The sequence below is a fragment of the Snodgrassella alvi genome (assembly GCF_002777745.1).
In the GTDB taxonomy this organism is placed as follows: domain Bacteria; phylum Pseudomonadota; class Gammaproteobacteria; order Burkholderiales; family Neisseriaceae; genus Snodgrassella; species Snodgrassella alvi_D.
The window spans coordinates 57,923-79,883 of record NZ_MEIO01000001.1 but is presented as its reverse complement, the minus strand read 5'-3'; the positions used below and the strand labels follow the sequence as shown (position 1 = coordinate 79,883).

Here is a 21,961-nt window from a genome sequence, read left to right as displayed (position 1 = left end):
ATTATTAAAGATTTACTATTATTTAACCTGATTATTGATACAAACTTCACCCTGTCTAACCATTGCATTAATTACATAATTCACATTGGAACCCGCTTGCGCCGAGTTTGCTGTTAATATTGCTCTTATTAAAACAGGCGGCTTGTCATAAGTAAAATTAAGCCGATTGCTTTTAAAATTAATAACGGCTTCAGTAGGAGTATTGTTTTGTGGTAATGATTGTGGGCAGTTTGCATTAGCACCAACATCAATATGACCGTCATAATCAAAGCTGTATTGTACATTGGAGACGTTACTTACCAGAAGTTGGGGCGCACTCCACCGTCCTCCACTGTAATTAACCCGATACAATCCAGATACTGCATCCGAAGCAGTAGTACCAACTATATACACTGCAGCATCGACACGATTTGCCAAATCCCGAATGTTGTTATTGCAATCTGTGCCTACAAGATTACTTGCATATGTCCCGTTAATATATGTCATAATGAGTGGCTGGCTACCACTAGTCGGAGTAACACCTACATTACCAACAAATCTGGTTGACAAAAACTGTTTGTTATTTTCCTCAGTAAAAGAACCATTAAATATACTATTTAAATTACTGGCTGTTGGTGGATTTAGACAACTAAAATTACCTAATTGGCGTGCATCACTGCGTAACAGGTTTGCTGTATTTCTTACATCCTGCTCATAATTGATTCTGGTCTTAACCTGTTCTTTCAGTTGATATGTAGTTAAAAATGTTGAACTGGCAGCTAAAAGTATAATTATACTGATAGATGAAGCTACCATTAACTCAATAAGATTATATCCACGTTGCTTACTCAAATTAATTGCTGAGTTTAAGTCAGATCTGTTTTTAGCCTGATTAATTTGAACATGATAAGATTTTGTCATGATTGACCTGCTGTTAAACTATATGAAAACTCATCATTTGTATCATCATTACTTAGAGATTGTCCTCCCCATGTAACAGTAATTTGTCCATCGGTATTAATGATACATGTATTTAAATTGGCATTGACTAGGTGGATATCTAATTTGTTTGCACAGATAGCCGTATTGTTGGTAGCATATTGAGAGTAATCTTTAGCAATAGATTGTATTTTGTTACCCTGACCATCAAGCTTTTCTTGGATTGTTAATTTAGGATAAGAACGCATTTCTTCTACGTAATTTTGCACCGCTCTGGTTACTTCACTTTGATTTGCTGCATTAATTGACGTATTTACTGCAGTAATTTGCGCTAACATCAATGCAAGTACGCCAAAGGAAAGTACAAATATGGCCACGATTGCTTCAACTATTGTAGTGCCCCGTTGCAACTGGTAGGCATGTAAACAATATTTTGTCTTTTTAATATTCTGCTGAAACATAACAATTTCCATATATTTCAAAATTAAGATAATTGTAATACACAATAGGTATTTGTATTTTTGTTGCCATTTTGGCCATAACAAGCAACAGGTTTGCCGCCAGGAGTAAGGATAATACGTCGGTTGATATCTGGGTAGCGACTATCAACAACCTCCACTAGGACGCTAGATTGCCCAATAGCCCAGCCATTAGCATTTTCTCCACTACCAATACCAAATTGACCATCTGGCATAAAGCCCAGCTTATCATTCCTCGTTATATCGCCATTGCATATAGCTTGATTGGCGTTACAAGTTTGGAATCTAATTAGCGCTTTGATTTTATTAGCATCATTTGTATTCTGATTCAAGGCTACAACACGCACAGAGGAGTCTATAGCTGCAGTGTACGCACCATCCATATTTAAATCATTGAATGCTAGAAATCCTTGCCAGCCAAGACCATTATTATATTCTGAAAATTGTTTGCAGCCATTGTCATTAGCAGTATTTTTTCTGATCACTGTAGGACAGATCAATACTGGCTTATTGGTACGTATAGCTTCAGCACGGGCAAACTGAAACATAGCAAACATCTGATCCGCGCGATTAGTAATTCGCTGCGAAGCAATCATCCTTTCCATATTTGGTAAGGCAATTGCAGCCAGTATAGCTGTAATTGCAATAACAATTAACATTTCAATCAAGGTAAAACCAGCGCTCGTTGGTTTGGATGAAACCATAATTTCGATCCTAAAATTGCCAGACACAAATTAATATAAAATTATTTTCAGACAATTTTACATCATTTGACCTGCTTTTGACTAATTATTTGGATAAAAAATAAAATTAGTTGTCAAAATACCCATCAGGCACGGCTGCATTGTCAAATTTAGTAAATTGACCTTGAAAAGTCAGATGAACTTTTCCTGTTGGACCATTGCGGTGCTTGCCAATGATACATTCTGCCAAGCCTTTAAACTGGCTGTCAGGATGATAATATTCATCACGATACATAAACATAATCAGATCTGCATCCTGTTCAATTGCTCCTGATTCTCTCAAATCCGACATCATTGGCCGTTTGTCTGTCCTCTGCTCTACTGTGCGCGATAACTGCGATAAGGCAATGATAGGAACCTGCAACTCTTTAGCTAATGATTTTAAAGAACGGGAAATTTCACCCAGTTCTGACGCGCGGTTGTCAGACCGACCTGAACCAGACATTAATTGTAAATAATCAAGTACAATTAATCCAAGTTTACCGCCCTGCTGCCGTGCCAGCCGTCGAGCACGTGCGCGTACTTCCAATGCGGTTAATCCGGGGGTTTCATCAATAAACATTGGTGCATCGGTTAGTTTAACTACAGCATCATTCAGCTTGCCCCAATGCTCATCCTGCAACTGTCCGGTTTTAAGTACACTTTGATCAACCCGGCCTACTGAACCCAACATACGTAATACTAACTGCGCACCACCCATTTCCATCGAAAACACAGCAACTGGTAATTTCTCCATGATGGCTACATGTTCAGCAATATTTAGGGAAAAAGCAGTTTTACCCATAGACGGGCGACCTGCAACAATAATCAGATCACCAGGCTGAAGACCGGATGTCATTTTATCAAGATCAATAAATCCTGTTGACACGCCCGTAACATCGTTTTTATTGTCACGAGAGTACAGATAATCAATTCGGCTTACAACTTCTTTCAACAGCACAGGCATACTTAAAAAACCCTGTTTTGAACGCGCGGTTGATTCAGCAATCTGGAATACGCTGTTTTCTGCTTCATCCAACATCTGTGCCGCTTCTTTACCTTGAGGGCTATAGGCTGAACGAGCAATTTGTGTTCCCACCTGTGCTAGCTGACGCATGATGGAACGTTCGCGTACGATTTCCCCATAACGGCGGATATTTGCCGCTGAAGGTGTATTTTGAGCTAGAGTAATCAAATACTCTAGACCACCTGCCGGCTCAAGCTCCTCACGCCGTTGCAACTCTTCTTGCACTGTAATTACGTCAGCTGGGCGTGACAACTCAACTAGAGTTTTGATTCCTCTGAATATAAGACGATGCTCATGACGATAAAAATCATCTTCATCAATTAAATCTGCAATCCTATCCCAAGCACTATTTTCCAGCATCAGCCCACCCAGAACGGACTGCTCTGCTTCCATTGAGTGCGGTGGTACTGTCAGCAGATTTGCTTCTTCGCTATTTATATTGATTTCTTCCATGTCTTTTAACTTTAATGACCCCTTTTCCAATTTTACCATTAAGCTCGTACTTATTTGCCGCTGATAAGAGCAGTGTATTACAATATTAACGAACCATGTAATGGTTTAATGTTAATTAAACGTTCTTTATATTTGCAAATTAATTCTTGTTATCTGAAGAATAGATACACTGTAAAACACCAATTGATCACTCTATCAGAAGGAATCTCTACCATGGAACACAAATTACCAGCACTGCCCTATACCCTTGATGCACTGGAACCACATATTTCCAAAGAAACAATGGAATATCATTATGGTAAGCATCATCAAACTTATATCACTAACATGAATAACCAGATTAAGGGGACTGAGTTTGAAAACATGCCTCTGGAAGAGATTGTGAAAAAATCATCGGGTGGGTTATTTAATAATGCAGCGCAAACCTGGAATCATACTTTTTACTGGTTTGGCTTTGCTCCGAAAGGCGTAGCATTGACAGAAAACGGTGCTCTGGCCAATGCAATCAATGCTAAGTGGGGTAGTTTTGATGCATTTAAAGAGGCATTCGATAAAGTAGCTGCTGGTACGTTTGGTTCTGGCTGGGCGTGGCTAGTAAAAACACCGGCTGGTGAACTTGATCTTGTATCAACCAGTAATGCTGCTACTCCACTTACTAGCGCCAATACTCCGCTGTTAACATGCGATGTATGGGAACATGCTTACTACATTGATTATCGTAATAGTCGGCCAAATTACTTAAATAATTTTTGGGAAATCGTTAACTGGGGCGAAGTAGAAAAGCGCTTTGCTGCCTGATTATGTGGTAATTATTAAGAAAATTCAAAAACTGCCTTACAACAAGGCAGTTTTTATTATCAACTATTGATTTAGTTGCTTTCTTTGGGTATGTACCAGTAATGCTTTGTATTATGTGTCTGCATATACTCTTTGAATTCTGCTGATTTATAAGCTGACTTGACGGCCTGAGCCCATGGCTTTTGCACATTATCGGCTCTTACTGCTACCACTAGTTCAAATGTAGGCACTATATCTTCCTGCAAAAGGGCTAGATCAGGGTTAATTTTGGCTGCATAGGCTCTGCTTCCCGGTATTACTGAATAATCAAAATCTGACAGCGTCCGTGGAATATTACCAGGATCAAGTTCTGTAATGTTCAACTGATAGGGATTAGTCTTGATATCATTTTTCGAAATCAAACCCAGATTGGTTAAGGGTTTCAGAGTAATCCAGCCGGCTTTCGCCAGCAGACGATAGGCTCGAGCCGCATTTGCAGGATCATTGGGTACAGCGATGGCACTGCCTTGTTTTATTGCCTGTAAATTGTCATGGCGTTTAGAATAAATTGCTGTTGGTACGGTTGGAATATGTGTTAAAGCAACCAGATTGGCTTTTTTATTCTGATTGAAAGCAACCATATAAGCAGTATGCTGATCAACATTAATATCTACACTGCCTTGCTGTAAAGCAATATCAGCTTGCATTAAATCTGAAAAATCAATCTGTTTGATCTGGTAGCCCTGTTTCTCCAGAATTGGTTTTACTGCATCAAGAAAAAGCTGGCTATAAGGTCCAGGTGATGTTCCTATAACAATCTGTTTACTACTGTTTTTATCCTGCTGACAGGCTACCAATGCCAAGCAGGCTATTATAAAAATGAAAAACGTTCTCACCAGCTTCATACTATCTGCTCCTATTAGGGTAGGATTTAGAACTTAAAATCTACAGAATTAAAAAAATTTAATCCTATACCAAATTCATATTAATTACATATATTTGGTTTTAGATTGTTTAATCGATTGCATCATTGGATAAAAATATAAATTCTGTTCTAAGGATCATTAAATTGCGTAGTCTAATGGTTGAAACAGGATAGTAAAAGATTGGCTATTTATAAACAAAGATTAGAAATTTATAAGCATAAAAAACGGCTTTTTAAAGCCGTTTTTTACAGATTAATTCTTTTTGGCTTTAGCCGCAAGCCAGTTACCTAAAGTTTGGATAACTTGCACAATCAATACCAGCACCACAACAGTGGCAATCATAATTACGTAATCAAATCGCTGATAACCATAATTAACTGCCAGATCACCGATACCACCTCCGCCAACTGTACCGGACATGGCTGTTGCATCAATCAAGCCTATCAGTGCGGTGGTTAAAGCCAGAAGAATAGACGGCATTGCCTCAGGCAAAATAAAATAGCGAATAATCTGGAAATTGGTTGCACCCATTGATTGAGCTGCTTCAATGATCCCTGCTGGCACGCTCAATAATGAATTTTCTATCAGGCGCGCTATATAGGGAGCAACAAAGATAATCAAAGGGATAATCATTGCTTTGGTGCCGATAGAGGTATGAATAATCATGCTGGCAACAGGCAATACGCAAATCAGCAGAATAATGAAAGGTAATGAGCGGACTACATTAATAATAATATTTAATAAATTATACAATATAGGCTTTGGCCACACTCCTCCCTGACGTGTAAGTAATAATAATACACCCAAGGCTGTACCTAATATTGATCCCAGCACAAATGAGATGCTGGCCATATTAAAGGTCTGTAATAGTGCTGTACCAAACTGGTCAGCTGTTAATGAGGTTTCAAACCACTGATTCATACACCACCTCTTTCAACCCGAACACCTCTTGTTTGTAAAAATGCCACTGCTTTTTCGACATTTATTTCAGTGCCATTCATCTGAATAAACATACTTCCCAGCACAACACCACCTATTTCACGCATATTAGCGAAAAGTATATTGATTTCTACTAGCTGTTTTAAAATCAACTCGCTTACCACCGGTTCTCTGGCTGAGTTACCTAAAAACTCTAATCGGAAAATATTTTCTTGCTCAACCAGACTATCTAATACGGCTTCTGGTATCTCAGCATTGATTACTGTACTAACAAATTTTTTCGTTGTTTCCTGCTGAGGTGCCGAAAAAATATCCAGTACTGAACCTTGCTCAATTACCTGCCCTTTTTCCATCACGGCCACTTTATTACAAATTGAGCTGATTACTTCCATTTCATGGGTAACCAGTAATATAGTAATATTACGTTCACTATTGATTTGCTTTAATAATTTTAATATTGATAAAGTAGTCTGTGGATCAAGTGCTGATGTGGCTTCATCACACAGTAATATGGATGGCTCAGTAATCAGAGCACGTGCAATTCCGACACGCTGCTTTTGTCCACCAGATAATTGACTCGGATAGCTATGCTTTTTGCTGGCCAAGTCAACATATGACAGCATAGCATCGACTCGACGATCGATTTCTTCACGCTTTATACCCTGTAAAACCAATGGGATAGCTATATTTTGACCTACAGTCTTGGATTCCAGCAAGTTAAAATGCTGGAAAATCATACCAATCTTTTTCTTATGTGCGCGTTGGGCTGCAGCATCCAGTTTGTTTAAATCTACTCCATCTACACGCACTGTGCCGGAGGTAGGTTTTTCCAGCTGGTTTACCAAACGGATTAAACTGCTTTTACCTGCGCCACTCCAACCAATTAGCCCGAAGATATCACCTGTTTCAACAGTGAGATTAATATCATTCAAGGCATGTACTTGCTGTTTATTTTTGATATAGGTTTTTTTTATACTTTCAAATATGATCATAACGACCCTTAAAATACTCAGTACGACTTGATTCCAGATGATGTAGTTGCAATGCAATACAGATAGTGTACTTGATAAATCATGAATGTGCTGACTGAATTTTTCATGTTAACAGCCAAAAAATGTAATTATTATATAAATAATGGTAAATATAACCAATTTTATTTATCAGTAATTTACTGACTAGTGACACAAAATTTTCTGTCTAAGGTTTCGCCAATTGAATGCATGGCAATGATGTTGCTGCCAGCATTGGATAAACGCATCACTTTTAAGCCATTTCCATTCACATTCCCGCGCACTTTTAATTTCATCATTCCAGCTATCAGAAGGAACTGCCGGATGACACATAATCAGCAATCCCTGTTCAGAAGCACTACTAAGCCATTCATTCCATTTGGCCTGCAAGGTTTTAATATCGGCATTAAAGTTATAAATGCCTGCGAAAGCACGATTATGTGTGATATTTGCTTGCACTAATGATTTATCCAGCTGATAACCGCCAAGTGCATGAATTATGTTTGCTTTGATATCGTGCTGCATGCTTTTTGTGCTGCGAACTGCAATTTCGGTACCATACCGCTGCAATATGATATTTAGCAGGACAGAACGTATCTGTGGAAATTGATGGACATGCTGATGACCATCTATAAACACCGGTTTGCTCCCAATTTTGTCTTCAAAGGCATCAAGCTGGCGATTAATTACATCTTGAAGAATTTTTTCTGGCCATGCACGCAAATAAGATTTGATTAAAACCTGTTTCAAACTGCCTAAACCTGCAAAGCCAGTTAAATCAAAATGCACTCCGATATCAATACCCTGTTTTTTCAATTCGGCCACTTCATCAGGTGCAATTGTACCCAGACTCATAAAGCTACTAGCCTGTATACGCCCTATCTGTGCCAAATGCAGCACGGCTTCATTAACGGCTGCCGACATACCCAAATCGTCTACATTAATTATTACTGGTTTCATGGTTTAATTTCTCATTGAAGGCCCAGAATTTAGCCAGTATAAATGATAAAACAGTCACAATTATGGTAATAATAAACCATAACCACCAATATGCCTGATTACCAAACCATTTTATACCGGCCATAAATAACATCTGATTGAGCCCAAAACCAACCAAAGCACTGCATAACCAACGCCACAGAGCCTGAAGCCACGAATGCTGCGCCTTCCTGAAAGTAAGATGGTAATGTCCAATAAAGCTAATAATAAAAGCACATAGAAAAGCCACTGGATTGGCTAGTGTAGGTGCAAGCTGAGCATACTGTACCAGCAGCACCAAACAGAAAAAATGCATAGCAGCAGCAGTCGCCCCAACTAAGCCAAACCAGACTCCCTGTCTGGATACAGTTTTTACTTTTGTTCGCGGCTGTCCCACACCTTATCCACCAGATAAAGTGGTCGTTGTTTTACTTCTTCATAAATACGACCAATATATTCACCAATCACACCAAGACAAACTAGCTGAATGCCAGCAGAAAACATAATTCCAGCTGCCAGAGTTGGCCAGCCGGCAAGATCTTTTCCAAAAAATAAGGTATCAGCAACAATATACAGACCATAGACTAAAGCCAGCAGAGAAATAATCATTCCCATGCGGGAAATCCAGCGTAAGGGACGTTGTGAGAACGACGTAATACCAATCAGAGCCAGTTCAAACAGGCTCAAATAATTAAATTTACTCTTACCCATCTGGCGCGGAGAGGCCTGAAATGGAATATAAACAGTCGAAAATCCAACCCATGCATATAGTCCCTTCATAAACCGTTGTCGCTCAGGTAATTGAAGCAGAGCTTGTACCACTCTGCGCTTCATCAGACGAAAATCTCCGGCATTTGGAGTTAGCTCAAAGCGATGGGTATCCTGCATAAAATGATAAAAACCATTTTTCAATGTTCGAATTAATAAACCTTCATGTTCACGTGATGTCTGCACTGCAGCTACTACATCAACATTACTCGTATGCATCAAAGTCAGCATCTGTTCAAGCACAGATACAGGATGTTGGCCATCAGCATCCATCATGATAACCAACTCACCCTGCGATTGTTCTAATCCAGCAGTTAGTGCTGCTTCCTTGCCAAAATTGCGTGAAAACTGAACTAGTCGCAAAGCTGTATTCGTGGGTAGCTGTTGTTTGAGCTGTTTATATGTAGCAGTTAAATGATCTGTACTGCCATCATCAACCAGAATAATTTCACAAGTTTTTTTCTGCCGGCTAGTAAAAGTAAATAATTCAGGCAAAAAACGGCTTACTGCGGCCGCATCATTATATATTGGTAGAACAATGCTCAAACCAATGATATTTTCATCCATATAATTTATCTCACAGACTACTGGCAGATTCAAATATCTTAAACGATAAATAAATAATACCCAATTTTATTATTGAAAGAAATACATGTTATTTCAAACATCTTTTTGGAATATAAGCCTGCCACCTTATTTTCAGTGGTTCACGATCAGGTAGTTTACCCCATGCAATTGTCCATTCCCCCTGTTTCATAACCAAATCAGGCCGCTGTGCCAAGGGCTGTAACCATGGCACTTTCGGCTGTTCATTGTCTGGCCATAAAGCCAGCGTACCATGCTCCTGCAAACGACGACTGCTCATCCAGGGTGAATAAGCCGCATCGCCCGACACCATCACGGATGGCGCAAAATTTGAATAAGAAGCAACCAGTAGTACCACCCAGTCTGAACCTGTGACACTATCCAGTTTACATGAAGAAAGCGTTTGCCATTGTTCGTCAGCCTGTGAGGCCAATGCAGTCTGTGGCCAATCCATGCGTGAGGGTTTATGGCGTATACGGGCACCAAATTCTACATAGGTAACCATTAATATGGTAACGATGGATACCCAGATTACAATAGCTTTTAGCAAAGATGTACTTTTATCAGCAAATACCTGTTCCGGAATCAAAGCAACGATTATCAGCCCGGATAGCCCCCACATCGGCATACCCCACATATCTCGCAAACCAAGTCCGAAAATTAGTCCGGCACAGCTCAGTATCAAGGTAGGAGCCAGACCCATCCATAATAGGAAACGCCAATCAGACTTATGTAGCAATATCTGAATTGGTGTACGTAAGCTCAAACGTGTGCGGGTAAAAAGTAGAATCAATAAAAGGGGCAGATGATTGATTATTTGTGTTCCCAGATAACCCAAAGCGGCCAGATGTCCATTACGGCTGGCATCCTCTGCGGAGCGGGCAGAAGCATAAGTCAATGGTAACCAGTTATGTTGTATCAGCCAGTATACATTCGGAGCAAAAACCAATAAGGCGATCAGGATTGCCAGCCAAGGCTTTGCCGTCAACCATAAACGACGATATGGTGTGCATAATGAATACAGTATCATTGTAATAATCAGTAAGGCAACAGTATACTTTACCAACATGCCAGCTCCGGCCAGCAAGCCAAATAGTAACCAGTACCGCCAACAGTTTTGTCGGGTCGCGAGATAAAATATATACACCAAACCAAGCCATACCGGCATTTGCGCTATATTATGATTGAATTCCAGTGACGGCCATGTGTAGTAAAAAATGGCCAATAAAAACAAAGCACCTAAAAATGCCCTGCTCCGGCTCATCAGTTGTCGCCCAAGCTGATAGGCCAGCCACAAACTCAATGCAATAGTACACTGGCTCAGAATATACGGACCGATGTGTCCGAAAATATAATAGAAAGAATACAGTATCCAGCTTGAAAGTGGCGGATGTTTGTAATATCCCCACTGCCATTCACGTCCCCAGTAAATACCTTCAGGCACATCTAATGGGTAGCTGGTGGAAAGCGCAAAAGGTAATACAGTCCACAAAATAAAATACAGTACTAACCATAAAGGTAGTCGGACTGAAAGCGGTTTACTTGGCATGGAAAGGATTTCAGCTCTTAAAAACACATTATTATAAAGGCACTGTAAAGATTAGGGGTAATTTCAAAGTTCTGTGCCTGTAATAGCAATCCGGATAATTTCACAAATTGTCTAACCTAAAAAAACTTAAGCGCAATTTATCAAAAATTGCGCTTAAGATTATATATTAGGTTGGAAAAATTTATATCACCTGAAATTTAACCTTAACTTTTTCTGGCCAGATTAATTCCAGTTCGTCACCAGACTTGATCGCTGCAACGCCTTCTGGTGTACCAGTATAAATAATATCTCCAGCTTGCAAACCATAAATGCGTGATAAATAGCTGATAATCTGTCGACAGGAAAATATCATATCACGGCTATTGCCCTGTTGGCGTATTTCACCATTAACTTTTAAGCAAAAATCTTGTGTCTGGATATCACCAACTTTTTCTGGGGCAATAAAATGCGAAACACAGGCGGCGGTGGGAAATCCTTTAGCTTTTTCCCATGGCAGTCCCTTGTTTTTTAGTTCTGTCTGCACATCCCGCGCAGTTAAATCCAAACCAATTGCATAGCCGCCTACATAATTCAGTGCCTTATCTTCGTCTACATCAATAGCATCCTCTTTAATATAAATAACCAGCTCACATTCGTGATGCACATCCCGACTATAACTAGGTAGTTTTATATTATCGCCAGACTGGGCCAGAGAAGAAGTTGGTTTCAGAAATACAACCGGCTCATCAGGTTTGGCATTATGCAATTCTTTGACATGTTCTGAATAATTTCTTCCGATACAAAAAATATTGCCTAAGGTAGCTTCCTGCTCTTCAATTTGAATGGTTTTCGTCATATGTCACCAAAATATAATTCACGCCTGAATATAACTCACTGTCAGAGCACAGTAATTAATTAGTCAGGCAAAAAAAGATTATCAAAATCACAACTTTTGCCGGTATTATCCGTAATAATCGATTAAATTGGCTTAAAATGTAGTAATTTCACTTAATTTTAATAATTGCATGGGCTCAAGCAGATATGGTTCAACAGTTTTAATCAAATTCTGAAAATGATCAGTACTGTTATGCTCAATAATCGCAGCTTCATTTGCCCAACATTCTATAAACACAATGCGATCAGCTTTACTCAAGTCTTTATTAACTGTATAGAATACATTTCCTGATTCTTTGCGTGAAAGAGTCACACATTGCTCAATTGCTGCAGCAATGTTCGGCCATACTTTTGCTTTTAGTTCCATTGTGGCAATCAGTTTAATTGGTTGTGACATATCTTCATCTCCATCAATTCTTATATCAGATAAATAGTATACGCAAATTGTATCTACAGGTTTAAGCCTATCCTTTTAATCAATTTCAGGCAAATATAAAATTAATCCCGCCGGGTAGCATCTACACCCTCCTGAACTGAGTTCACACCGATGATAGTCAAATGCGGAAAATCAGCTGCCCGTTTCGGACAATTAGCGGCCGGAACAATCGCGTGTGTAAATCCTAGCTTTTCCGCTTCGCGTAACCGTTCCTGTCCACGTGGTACAGGGCGAATTTCACCCGATAAACCAACCTCACCAAATACAATCAGCTTTTCTGGTAAAGGACGGTTACGATAACTAGATAACATAGCCAGAATGACAGCCAAATCCGCTGCCGGTTCTGTAATTTTGACGCCACCCACTGCATTCAGAAATACATCCTGATCATAACAAGCAACACCGGCATGACGATTCAGTACAGCCAGTAACATTGCCAAACGCTCCTGTGCCAGCCCTACAGTTAACCGCTTAGGTGAAAAGCCATGTGCATCATCGACTAGTGCCTGAATTTCCACCAGTAAAGGACGCGAACCTTCCTGTGTTACCAGCACACAGGAACCGGGTACATCGTCGCGATAGCTGGATAAAAAAAGTGCCGATGGATTAGACACCCCTTTCAGTCCTTTTTCCGTCATTGCAAAGACACCGAGTTCATTGGCAGCACCAAAACGGTTTTTAATTGCCCGGATCATGCGGTAATTTGAATGAGTTTCCCCTTCAAAATACAATACTGTATCTACCATATGCTCCAACACACGCGGACCGGCAATCGCTCCGTCTTTGGTTACATGTCCCACCAGCAGCATACTGATACCCTGCTGTTTGGCCAGTCGAGTCAATTGGGCAGCACATTCCCGTACTTGAGATACTGAACCAGGCGCTGAAGTAATACTATCTGAATACATGGTTTGAATCGAATCAATTACCACCACTTTGGGCTGCTGCTGTGCAATAGCTGCACTAATCGCTTCAACCCTGATTTCTGCCAGTAAATGCACTTTATCTGCATGCACACCCAAACGCTGCGCACGCAAAGCCACCTGTTGTGCCGACTCCTCACCAGAAACATACAATACCGATTCCTGCTCTGCCATTTGGGCTATAGTTTGCAGCAATAAAGTAGATTTACCAATTCCCGGGTCTCCGCCAAGCAAAATAACCGCACCTTCTACTAATCCGCCACCAAGAACCCTGTCCAACTCGCCCATACCAGTAACAGTGCGCTGCACTTCAACCGCACTCACTTCGGCCAGCAATTGCACCTGTGTTTGACCAGCTACCCACGACTGAAAACGGCTATTAGATACAGCAGCAGGCAAAACTGCTGTTTCTTCTAGCGTATTCCATTCGCCGCAATGTGGACAGCGTCCCTGCCATTTGGGTGAATTACCGCCACAGCTACGGCATTGAAACTGAGTTTTTTGTTTTACCATGAAATCCTTCCAACAACATTTTCTCTAAGCTTGGCAAAAACGAAGTATGGCATTGAGCATACTGATCAATATGCCTGCCAATCTAAAGTTACTAAGCTGATTTCTTTATATTGACGAAGTTAACGATTGATATTTAATAACTTGTTTAATTTCAAAGGGCATTTCTGAAAACCATATTCCTATCAAAACATTTTAGACATGGCATACACAGTATTAAACATGATGCACCTACTCAAGAACTATTGCCAAGTTAACTCTCCTGCTATCAACGTAACAATCGATTTAGTAAGATCATTTTGTGATATATTCATTTTACCTGAGCTTTGGATGTGATGGTAAAACGACATATCGGCCTTTTACATTCTGATATATTTATGTAAGCGACCATATTGAATCTTCAACATACGTCCAATGGCGCGGCTGTCATTACAGAATAATAATATTTTCCTATTCTTATACTGAATTACCCATTTAAAAGCAAAAGACTGCAATACAAATTTTTCATTTTCTTCTACCACTTCAACGATTTTACCTTAGGTAATTGTTGACACAAAAAAATACGTTACTGACGCAGTAGTGGATTAACTAAACGAAAGATTTAAAGCAATATTTGCTACGCTTATTCCAATATCAGGACATTTAATTTCTGATTCAAGCTATCCAGATCAAAACAAATTGTGCAAATATCTTTTTAATTTAACAACCAAAGCGTTAACATTTATTCGGTAGTATTGGCAATGCAATAATATTTTGGCGGCTTTGATCGTAATCATACCCGCATTCTAGGTTGAAAATTTATTTATAAATCATAAGTTAACATATGATTGATAGGAAAGTTCAGTTCCAAAATACTAAATATTAATTTTTATTCTTGCGATATTTAAATCCGAGTTGCCTGCTTCAGGATATAATTATAATCAGTGGGTGCATGTAAAGTATTATATACTTAATGTATCGATTATATGCAGGCTAAATTTATTTTTGTCGATATCCAAATTCACTAATGCGTATTGAAAAAGTAACCTATTGCCACATTGTTTTATTTTTTTAAGCATTAACTAATACAAAATAGCATGATGCTTTTGTGATAAAACTAGCTCATTATTTCTTTTAATTTCATAAACAGGTTTTTCAAAGATATGTCCTTACCAATGATTGTCACCTTTACTGTGTATATTTTAGGAATGATTACAATCGGTTTTTTTGCGTATCGGTCAACGCAAAATTTTGGTGATTATATTCTGGGTGGGCGTCGTATTGGCAGTATGGTGACTGCACTTTCTGCCGGAGCCTCCGATATGAGTGGCTGGTTGTTAATGGGGCTTCCAGGTGCAGTATTTTTGTTTGGTATTTCCCAAAGCTGGATTGCTATTGGCTTGGTGACTGGAGCATATTTAAACTGGTTATTGATTGCAGGACGATTACGCGTTTTTACTGAAATTAATCATAATTCCTTAACCTTACCAGACTATTTTGCTCACCGTTTTAATGATAACAGCTCATTACTACGTATTATTTCAGCAGTTATCATTCTTATCTTTTTTACAATTTATTGTGCATCAGGAGTAGTTGCGGGAGCTAAATTGTTTGAAAGTACATTTGGAATGAGTTATGGCTGGGCTATGTTAGCAGGTGCCGGTGCTACAATTATTTATACCTTTATTGGTGGTTTTTTAGCTGTTAGCTGGACAGATACCATTCAGGCCAGTCTGATGATGTTTGCCCTGATTTTAACGCCAATCATGGTGATGATAAACGCCGGCGGCTTTTCTGACGCTATAACTTATATTGAGTCTCTTAATCCCGATTACACAAATCTCTTTGCTCATATGGATTTCATTGCAATTATTTCATTGCTTGGTTGGGGACTAGGTTATTTTGGACAACCACATATTTTAGCCAGATTTATGGCAGCTGATTCACATGAAGTAATGAAAAATGCACGTCGCATCAGTATGACCTGGATGATCTTATGCTTAGCCGGTGCAATAACCGTTGGTTTTTTTGGAATAGCATTTTTTGCTAATCATCCAGAACTGACATATCTGGTTGAAAATGGCAAACATGAACGCATCTTTATAGAGTTATCAAAACTACTATTTAATCAATGGGTTGCTGGCATAGTGCTTGCAGCAATTCTAGCCGCAGTGATGAGCACCTTGAGTTGTCAGCTATTAGTTTGTTCGAGTGCTTTAACAGAAGATTTTTATCGCGCTTTTTTTAGACCCCATGCAAAACAAAGAGAGCTGGTGTGGGTTGGACGGATTATGGTGTTATTAGTATCCTTGATTGCTATTTTATTAGCAATTAATCCGGATAATAGCGTTCTGAATTTAGTAAGCCATGCATGGGCTGGCTTTGGTGCAGCATTTGGTCCGATTATTATTTTCTCAGTATTCTGGTCACGAATGACACGTAACGGGGCACTAGCCGGCATGATAGCAGGCACTGTAACAGTATTATTGTGGATCAATTATAACTGGTTCAATCTGTATTCACTAATTCCCGGATTTCTATTTGCCTCTATTGCTATTATTATTTTTAGTCTGTGTGATAAGAAGCCAAACGAAATAGTACAACATCATTTTAAACAAGCATATAAACGCTATCACAACCAAGCAGAATAGACTTAGCTCAAAGTATTCTGAGTTTAGAGCAGTTGGTGAATAGAGAAGATCAAACGACGAGCCAATTTATTTTATTACAAAGTTATATTATGATTATGTCTTTAAATGACATAAACGTAATAATGAGTATCAAGCACTGGCCGCAACACGATCGTCCGCGGGAAAAGCTCCTCAAACAAGGAGCTGCTGCTCTAAGTGATACCGAGTTACTTGCCATTTTACTGCGTACAGGTACACGAGGCATGAGCGCCGTTGATCTTGCGCGTGAGCTCATCACAAAAATGGGCAGCTTACGAGCTTTGCTTGAAGCAGATTGTCAGCAGCTTTGTCAGCACCGCGGCATGGGAATGACCAGTTATACACAATTTGCGGTAATTCGCGAAATTAGCCGACGCATGCTGGCAGAAGAAATCAAACGTCGCCCTATTTTCACCCAGTCAGAAGCAGTGGCTGATTTCCTGCGACTGCATATAGGCCATGAAAAAGTGGAAGTATGTATAGCACTGCTGTTAAATCAGCGCAATGAACTCATGCATACCACAGAACTGGCACGCGGCACCATTAATGAAGCCAGAGTGTACATCCGCGAAGTTGCTACCATCGCTTTAAATCATCGCGCCGCCTCAATCATTCTGGCACATAATCATCCCGGACAATCGACGATGCCGTCTACAAGTGATATCCAGTTTACCAGACAAATAAAAGCCGCACTGAATCTGCTGGAAATACGCTTACTGGATCACTTTATCATTACTGCTGAAAAAACAACATCTATGGCAGAATTAAACTTGCTATAGCAATAAGCTATAGTCTGAGAATATTTATTTACAGGTAATACGGTGCAAAACTGGATAAAATTATCATTGCAGATTACAATATCTGGTTTATTAGCGTTATTTACCTGAATCATACGGAGTAACCCCCATGATTGATTTTGCTTATGCTGCCAACAATGCCGGTGCCCAGAATGGCCTCATGCAATTTTTACCACTTTTATTGATACTTGTTGTATTTTATTTTCTCATAATCCGCCCGCAGCAAAGCAAGCATAAAAAACATCAGCAGATGTTAACTGAGTTGAAAAAAGGCGATAAAGTTATCACTTTAGCTGGTATTGTCGGCAAAATTACCAAAGTAAACGAACAATATTTCACATTAGAAATTGCGCCGAAAGTAGAAGTTGAATTCGAGCGTAATGCTATTAGTGGCAAAGTACCAGAATAAAGTCAGTTTCCCTGCCGCAACTACGCAGTTGCGGCCTTTGTTTCTTCACCCGAATTATAAAACAACAGTCTGCAAGCAAGGCAGCAAATATGAATCGTTATCCTTTGTGGAAATATCTGCTTATCATCGTTTCAATAATATTGGGACTGTTATATACCATTCCCAATTTTTTTGGCGAGATACCAGCAGTTCAAATTTCAACCAACCGTCAGGCCATTACCATTAATGAGCAAACTGAAAATACGGTAAAACAGGCGCTTGCTGCTGCACATATCCAGCATCAAGGCATGTTTATTACCGATGGCAGCCTGAAGGTGCGTTTCAGCGATACTGAAACCCAGCTCAAAGCGCGTGATGCTATAGCTACCAAATTTGGCGAAGGCTATATCGTGGCATTAAACCTGCTGGCCAACACCCCGGAATGGATGGAAAAAATTCACGCTAAACCTATGTTTCTGGGTTTGGATTTACGTGGTGGCGTGCATTTCACCATGCAGGTTGACATGGATTCAGCCGTAGACAAAACACTTGACAGCTATGCTGGGGATATTCGTCGTCAGTTGCGCAAACTGCAAATCCGCAGTGGCAATATTATTAAAAACGGACAAACATTGGTCATACCGTTTCAGTCTGCTACTGATGCCACCACAGCCGTATCAAGTTTAAAAAAATATCTTAACGACGCCACACTCACTCAGAATGGAGATCGACTGGTTGTCAGCCTGAGCAATACCGCTCTGGCCAGAATCCGCACTGATGCAGTGACACAGAATATCAACACTCTGCATAACCGTGTTAATGAACTAGGCGTAGCAGAACCAGTTATTCAGCAGGCGGGACCTAGCCGAATTGTGGTACAACTGCCAGGTGTTCAGGACACAGCCAAAGCCAAAGACATAATCGGCCGTACTGCGACCCTGCAAGTGCGTATGGTTAGTGATGACCCTAATCTGTATCAGCAGGCATTGCTGGGACATGCTCCAAGCGGATATGAATTGCTGCCATCTGCTGGCAATAGTGCGCCAACACTTGTCAGCAAGCAGGTTGAGCTTACTGGTGACAACATCAACGATGCGCAAGCCAGTTTCAACGATCGCGGACAACCTGGTGTCAGCGTAAACTTTGATAGCACAGGAGCCAGTATCTTTGCTGACCTAACCCGCAATAATGTTGGCAAGCGGATGGCCATGGTACTTATCGATCAAGGCAAGGCTGAAGTTATTACGGCACCAGTAATCAACGAACCGATTCCAGGTGGTAAAACCATTATTTCTGGCAATATGAGTATTGCCGAGGCTAATGATACTGCCTTACTATTGCGTGCCGGTTCTCTGGCTGCACCAATGAAAATTATCGAAGAACGCACTATTGGTCCGTCACTGGGTAAAGAAAACATCAGTAAAGGCTTCCATTCCACCCTATGGGGCTTTGTAGTAGTAGCCATATTTATGATGCTTTATTATCGGCTGTTTGGCGTGTTTTCGGTAGTTGCTTTATCTTGCAATTTGCTGTTTCTGATTGCCATTCTGTCTGCAATGCAAGCTACCCTTACACTTCCGGGTATTGCTGCCATTGCCCTTACATTGGGTATGGCCATTGACTCGAACGTATTGATTAACGAGCGTATCCGTGAGGAGCTGCGCCATGGCAATACACCCCAGATATCAATTAACGCCGGCTATGACCATGCATGGCATACTATTGTGGATTCAAACATCACCTCACTGATTGCCGGTCTGGCATTACTGATTTTTGGTTCAGGTCCTATCCGTGGATTTGCTGTGGTGCACTGTCTAGGTATTCTCACTTCCATGTATTCATCAGTAGTGGTTTCACGTGCCATTGTTAACTTGTGGTACGGCCGCAAACGTAAACTGAAAAAGCTGTCCATCGGCCATATCTGGATTGCTGATAGCGCTACAACCAGTAAAAGTAAGGCTAATTAATTATGGAATTCTTTAAAATCAAACGTGACATCCCGTTTATGAGCTATGGTAAGCTGACAACGGCGATTTCGTTAATTACTTTTATTCTGGCCGTATTTTTTCTTGTCACTCGTGGGCTGAATTTTTCTGTTGAATTCACCGGTGGTACCGTGATGGAAGTGGAATTCCAGCAAAGTGCAGATTTAAACAAGATCCGCAGTGAGCTGGATGGGCTGAAACTAGGTGAAATACAGGTGCAGGCATTGGGTACCAACAAGCAAATCATGATACGTTTGCCCAATAAAGCTAACATGACTTCTGCACAATTATCCAATCAGGTAATGGACTTGCTCAAACAGCATCAGCAAGGGGTAAGCCTGCGACAGGTTGAATTTATCGGGCCGCAGGTTGGTGAAGAACTGGTTACCCATGGTCTGCTAGCTCTAGGCATGGTTGTTATTGGCATCATCATTTATCTGTCTATGCGCTTTGAATGGCGATTTGCCGTTTCGGCCATTATTGCCAATATGCACGACGTAGTGATTATTTTAGGCTGCTTTGCTTTATTTCGCTGGGAGTTTTCTCTAACTGTACTGGCAGGCGTACTGGCTGTGCTCGGTTATTCAGTGAATGAATCTGTCGTGGTATTCGACCGAATCCGCGAAAATTTTCGTAAACCACATATGCGCGGTAAAAGTGTACCGGCAATCATCGATAACGCTATCACTGCTACCATGAGCCGCACAATCATCACCCACGGTTCTACCGAAGCAATGGTTATTTCCATGCTGGTTTTTGGCGGCGCAGCCCTGCATGGTTTTGCTATGGCTCTAACCATTGGTATCGTATTCGGTATTTATTCTTCCGTACTGGTAGCCAGCCCGCTACTGCTGATGTTTGGCTTGAACCGGCAGAATCTGGTTAAACCACCAAAACGTAAAGAAGAAGCAGTGGTATAAATAAGTATTATTATTGATTAATACGAAAAAATATCTCCAGATTGAAACACTTTTCTGGAGATATTTTTAACTATGCTGCTAATAGCTGATTAAAATTGCTGATCATTTTTAGACAGCAAAAAAGCACAGCAGAACATTCACCTAATGCAGTTCCCGTTCATCTTTCCAGCCTTTATCTGTTAATATCAGTACAGCAGTACGGCGTTGAGGTTCCTGCAAAGATTTCCACCAATTTTTATCCGTAGTTTTGAGCAACTCCTGCGCCCATTTTTCCGGCACCAGCTTAGCATCATAAACCACTTTGGAAATGGTTATTCCATTTGCCGGCGTTGGTTCAGTAAAGAGTATAATTTTATCAACTTTCTGTGTACCGAGACACAACATGCTACCTTGTGCATTATTCAGCACATTAGCCTCACCTTTACTGGTTCTATAGTATACAGCCTGTGGAATCTCATGCTCACCATCAACTGTTACAGTGGAATCTTTACCTTTTTCGTACAAATCTGCGTCAGTCAGAATTTTCATCTGCTTTAGAGCAGTCTGATTAATTTTATCACCCTCACTGTTTTTTCTGGCAATACGAATTTCTTTACTGCCAAGCGTGAGTGTATTGTTTATACCACCCTGAGCATTATCCAACGCCAGATTAACAGCCAGACAAACCTTGTCATTTTTAGTAAACGCATTAATTGCCTCGGTAAAATTATTGTTACTCGCCTCCTGCTTACCACTGCAAGCAGCTAGTAACAGGCTAGCGGCAAGCATACTAATCTTTTTCATTTTCGGCTTTCCTCATAAAATTAAAATTTGTCCTGATTAAAGCATACTGCCAATATGCCAGATTGGCAACGCAGCCAGTATAACTGACCTCTGCTAAAACAATATTGAACGGCCAATCAGCATAAAACCAACACTTAAGCTAATATGGGCAAACCGGTATAATACCAACCTATCTGAACATACAGGTTTTCATTTATGAGTATCCGAATTTACGGTATCGGCCAATGTAGTACAGTTAAAAAAGCGCGCCAGTGGTTGGCAGAGCAACATATTAGTGCTGAGTTTATTGATTTCAAAAAAACTCCACCTGTCACTACAGACATTCAGTTCTGGCTTACACAGATTCCGAAAGAAATACTGATTAATCGTAAAGGTACCACATGGCGTAAATTAAGTACTAATGAGCAGCAGAATGCATTAAGCTCCAATGAAGCAGCTATTAACCTAATGATTAACCAGCCTTCTGTCATTAAGCGCCCTGTGCTGGTAAATAACCAGCGTGTGCTGGTTGGTTTTGACGCACAACAGTATACTGAATTTTTAGCCTGATACTTTCACCATACAAAC

Annotated in this window: 22 protein-coding genes; 7 read left to right on the top strand and 15 right to left on the bottom strand. The window is 40.3% G+C overall.

Features of this window, described 5'->3' with window-relative positions; translation table 11 throughout:
- Nucleotides 1–18: 18 nt before the first annotated feature.
- The 4 genes from BHC51_RS00355 to dnaB all read right to left on the bottom strand — a co-directional run bounded on the left by BHC51_RS00355 (nt 19) and on the right by dnaB (nt 3,599).
- Complete coding sequence (locus BHC51_RS00355; RefSeq protein ID WP_100153065.1) at nt 19–900, bottom strand: PilW family protein; 882 nt, start codon at nt 898–900, stop codon at nt 19–21.
- Complete coding sequence (locus BHC51_RS00350; protein ID WP_100099018.1) at nt 897–1,379, bottom strand: type IV pilus modification PilV family protein; 483 nt, start codon at nt 1,377–1,379, stop codon at nt 897–899. The genes BHC51_RS00355 and BHC51_RS00350 overlap by 4 nt, the downstream gene beginning before the upstream one ends.
- 23 nt (nt 1,380–1,402) lie before the next feature.
- Nucleotides 1,403–2,101, bottom strand: a complete 699-nt coding sequence (locus tag BHC51_RS00345) for a GspH/FimT family pseudopilin (protein ID WP_100099019.1) — start codon at nt 2,099–2,101, stop codon at nt 1,403–1,405.
- Nucleotides 2,102–2,207: 106 nt separating this feature from the next.
- Complete coding sequence (dnaB, locus tag BHC51_RS00340; protein ID WP_100099020.1) at nt 2,208–3,599, bottom strand: replicative DNA helicase; 1,392 nt, start codon at nt 3,597–3,599, stop codon at nt 2,208–2,210.
- Between the two features lie 213 nt (nt 3,600–3,812).
- Here dnaB and BHC51_RS00335 point away from each other — a divergent pair, with 213 nt between their 5' ends.
- Nucleotides 3,813–4,397 carry a superoxide dismutase gene (locus BHC51_RS00335; RefSeq protein WP_100099021.1) on the top strand — a complete coding sequence of 195 codons (585 nt, stop codon included), beginning with the start codon at nt 3,813–3,815 and terminating at the stop codon, nt 4,395–4,397.
- Nucleotides 4,398–4,468: 71 nt separating this feature from the next.
- Here the strand turns inward: BHC51_RS00335 and BHC51_RS00330 are convergent, their stop codons facing one another.
- The 10 genes from BHC51_RS00330 to radA form a co-directional block, all read right to left on the bottom strand.
- Entirely contained in the window at nt 4,469–5,281 is an 813-nt protein-coding gene (locus BHC51_RS00330) for a MetQ/NlpA family ABC transporter substrate-binding protein (RefSeq protein WP_100153064.1), read from the bottom strand.
- A gap of 273 nt (nt 5,282–5,554) precedes the next feature.
- Nucleotides 5,555–6,223, bottom strand: coding sequence for a methionine ABC transporter permease (locus tag BHC51_RS00325; RefSeq protein WP_100099023.1), 669 nt, complete (start codon nt 6,221–6,223; stop codon nt 5,555–5,557).
- Nucleotides 6,220–7,233 (bottom strand): methionine ABC transporter ATP-binding protein, encoded by a 1,014-nt coding sequence (locus BHC51_RS00320; protein ID WP_100153063.1) that lies wholly within the window; start codon nt 7,231–7,233, stop codon nt 6,220–6,222. The genes BHC51_RS00325 and BHC51_RS00320 overlap by 4 nt, the downstream gene beginning before the upstream one ends.
- Nucleotides 7,234–7,416: 183 nt before the next feature.
- On the bottom strand, nt 7,417–8,211 hold the full coding sequence (locus BHC51_RS00315) for a ChbG/HpnK family deacetylase (RefSeq protein ID WP_100099025.1): 795 nt from the start codon (nt 8,209–8,211) through the stop codon (nt 7,417–7,419).
- Nucleotides 8,192–8,626 carry a GtrA family protein gene (locus tag BHC51_RS00310; protein ID WP_100099026.1) on the bottom strand — a complete coding sequence of 145 codons (435 nt, stop codon included), beginning with the start codon at nt 8,624–8,626 and terminating at the stop codon, nt 8,192–8,194. Before BHC51_RS00310 ends, BHC51_RS00315 begins: the two co-directional genes overlap by 20 nt.
- Nucleotides 8,602–9,564: a glycosyltransferase family 2 protein gene (locus BHC51_RS00305; protein WP_100153062.1), complete on the bottom strand. Its 963-nt coding sequence runs from the start codon at nt 9,562–9,564 to the stop codon at nt 8,602–8,604. Before BHC51_RS00305 ends, BHC51_RS00310 begins: the two co-directional genes overlap by 25 nt.
- An 88-nt stretch (nt 9,565–9,652) precedes the next feature.
- The gene (locus BHC51_RS00300) at nt 9,653–11,131 is read right to left on the bottom strand and encodes a glycosyltransferase family 39 protein (RefSeq protein WP_100153061.1); all 1,479 of its coding nucleotides are present in this window, start codon (nt 11,129–11,131) and stop codon (nt 9,653–9,655) included.
- 181 nt (nt 11,132–11,312) lie between these two features.
- Nucleotides 11,313–11,966 (bottom strand): fumarylacetoacetate hydrolase family protein, encoded by a 654-nt coding sequence (locus BHC51_RS00295; RefSeq protein ID WP_100136250.1) that lies wholly within the window; start codon nt 11,964–11,966, stop codon nt 11,313–11,315.
- Between the two features lie 132 nt (nt 11,967–12,098).
- Nucleotides 12,099–12,401, bottom strand: a complete 303-nt coding sequence (locus BHC51_RS00290) for a putative quinol monooxygenase (RefSeq protein ID WP_100153060.1) — start codon at nt 12,399–12,401, stop codon at nt 12,099–12,101.
- A 101-nt stretch (nt 12,402–12,502) separates the two neighbouring features.
- On the bottom strand, nt 12,503–13,876 hold the full coding sequence (gene radA / locus BHC51_RS00285) for a DNA repair protein RadA (RefSeq protein WP_100153059.1): 1,374 nt from the start codon (nt 13,874–13,876) through the stop codon (nt 12,503–12,505).
- 1,139 nt (nt 13,877–15,015) lie between these two features.
- Here radA and putP point away from each other — a divergent pair.
- The 5 genes from putP (at nt 15,016) to secF (ending at nt 20,611) form a co-directional block, all read left to right on the top strand.
- A complete protein-coding gene (putP, locus tag BHC51_RS00280; protein ID WP_180296379.1) occupies nt 15,016–16,503 on the top strand; it encodes a sodium/proline symporter PutP in 1,488 nt (495 codons plus the stop codon).
- A gap of 122 nt (nt 16,504–16,625) precedes the next feature.
- Nucleotides 16,626–17,300: a RadC family protein gene (gene radC / locus BHC51_RS00275; protein ID WP_100153058.1), complete on the top strand. Its 675-nt coding sequence runs from the start codon at nt 16,626–16,628 to the stop codon at nt 17,298–17,300.
- A 127-nt stretch (nt 17,301–17,427) separates the two neighbouring features.
- A complete protein-coding gene (gene yajC / locus BHC51_RS00270) occupies nt 17,428–17,727 on the top strand; it encodes a preprotein translocase subunit YajC (protein WP_100099034.1) in 300 nt (99 codons plus the stop codon).
- 89 nt (nt 17,728–17,816) lie between these two features.
- Entirely contained in the window at nt 17,817–19,673 is a 1,857-nt protein-coding gene (gene secD, locus BHC51_RS00265) for a protein translocase subunit SecD (protein ID WP_100136253.1), read from the top strand.
- Between the two features lie 2 nt (nt 19,674–19,675).
- On the top strand, nt 19,676–20,611 hold the full coding sequence (secF, locus tag BHC51_RS00260) for a protein translocase subunit SecF (protein ID WP_100099036.1): 936 nt from the start codon (nt 19,676–19,678) through the stop codon (nt 20,609–20,611).
- A gap of 141 nt (nt 20,612–20,752) precedes the next feature.
- Here the strand turns inward: secF and BHC51_RS00255 are convergent, their stop codons facing one another.
- Nucleotides 20,753–21,394, bottom strand: a complete 642-nt coding sequence (locus tag BHC51_RS00255) for a hypothetical protein (RefSeq protein WP_100153057.1) — start codon at nt 21,392–21,394, stop codon at nt 20,753–20,755.
- A gap of 195 nt (nt 21,395–21,589) precedes the next feature.
- Between BHC51_RS00255 and BHC51_RS00250 the strand changes: the two genes are divergently transcribed.
- A complete protein-coding gene (locus tag BHC51_RS00250) occupies nt 21,590–21,943 on the top strand; it encodes a Spx/MgsR family RNA polymerase-binding regulatory protein (RefSeq protein ID WP_100153056.1) in 354 nt (117 codons plus the stop codon).
- Nucleotides 21,944–21,961 lie beyond the last annotated feature (18 nt).

What these genes read in the sequence shown, in the direction of transcription:
- BHC51_RS00355 (WP_100153065.1), bottom strand. Translation starts at nt 900, where the DNA reads ATGACAAAATCTTATCATGTTCAAATTAATCAGGCTAAAAACAGATCT.
- BHC51_RS00350 (WP_100099018.1), bottom strand. Translation starts at nt 1,379, where the DNA reads ATGTTTCAGCAGAATATTAAAAAGACAAAATATTGTTTACATGCCTAC.
- BHC51_RS00345 (WP_100099019.1), bottom strand. Translation starts at nt 2,101, where the DNA reads ATGGTTTCATCCAAACCAACGAGCGCTGGTTTTACCTTGATTGAAATG.
- dnaB (WP_100099020.1), bottom strand. Translation starts at nt 3,599, where the DNA reads ATGGAAGAAATCAATATAAATAGCGAAGAAGCAAATCTGCTGACAGTA.
- BHC51_RS00335 (WP_100099021.1), top strand. Translation starts at nt 3,813, where the DNA reads ATGGAACACAAATTACCAGCACTGCCCTATACCCTTGATGCACTGGAA.
- BHC51_RS00330 (WP_100153064.1), bottom strand. Translation starts at nt 5,281, where the DNA reads ATGAAGCTGGTGAGAACGTTTTTCATTTTTATAATAGCCTGCTTGGCA.
- BHC51_RS00325 (WP_100099023.1), bottom strand. Translation starts at nt 6,223, where the DNA reads ATGAATCAGTGGTTTGAAACCTCATTAACAGCTGACCAGTTTGGTACA.
- BHC51_RS00320 (WP_100153063.1), bottom strand. Translation starts at nt 7,233, where the DNA reads ATGATCATATTTGAAAGTATAAAAAAAACCTATATCAAAAATAAACAG.
- BHC51_RS00315 (WP_100099025.1), bottom strand. Translation starts at nt 8,211, where the DNA reads ATGAAACCAGTAATAATTAATGTAGACGATTTGGGTATGTCGGCAGCC.
- BHC51_RS00305 (WP_100153062.1), bottom strand. Translation starts at nt 9,564, where the DNA reads ATGGATGAAAATATCATTGGTTTGAGCATTGTTCTACCAATATATAAT.
- BHC51_RS00300 (WP_100153061.1), bottom strand. Translation starts at nt 11,131, where the DNA reads ATGCCAAGTAAACCGCTTTCAGTCCGACTACCTTTATGGTTAGTACTG.
- BHC51_RS00295 (WP_100136250.1), bottom strand. Translation starts at nt 11,966, where the DNA reads ATGACGAAAACCATTCAAATTGAAGAGCAGGAAGCTACCTTAGGCAAT.
- BHC51_RS00290 (WP_100153060.1), bottom strand. Translation starts at nt 12,401, where the DNA reads ATGTCACAACCAATTAAACTGATTGCCACAATGGAACTAAAAGCAAAA.
- radA (WP_100153059.1), bottom strand. Translation starts at nt 13,876, where the DNA reads ATGGTAAAACAAAAAACTCAGTTTCAATGCCGTAGCTGTGGCGGTAAT.
- putP (WP_180296379.1), top strand. Translation starts at nt 15,016, where the DNA reads ATGTCCTTACCAATGATTGTCACCTTTACTGTGTATATTTTAGGAATG.
- radC (WP_100153058.1), top strand. Translation starts at nt 16,626, where the DNA reads ATGAGTATCAAGCACTGGCCGCAACACGATCGTCCGCGGGAAAAGCTC.
- yajC (WP_100099034.1), top strand. Translation starts at nt 17,428, where the DNA reads ATGATTGATTTTGCTTATGCTGCCAACAATGCCGGTGCCCAGAATGGC.
- secD (WP_100136253.1), top strand. Translation starts at nt 17,817, where the DNA reads ATGAATCGTTATCCTTTGTGGAAATATCTGCTTATCATCGTTTCAATA.
- secF (WP_100099036.1), top strand. Translation starts at nt 19,676, where the DNA reads ATGGAATTCTTTAAAATCAAACGTGACATCCCGTTTATGAGCTATGGT.
- BHC51_RS00255 (WP_100153057.1), bottom strand. Translation starts at nt 21,394, where the DNA reads ATGAAAAAGATTAGTATGCTTGCCGCTAGCCTGTTACTAGCTGCTTGC.
- BHC51_RS00250 (WP_100153056.1), top strand. Translation starts at nt 21,590, where the DNA reads ATGAGTATCCGAATTTACGGTATCGGCCAATGTAGTACAGTTAAAAAA.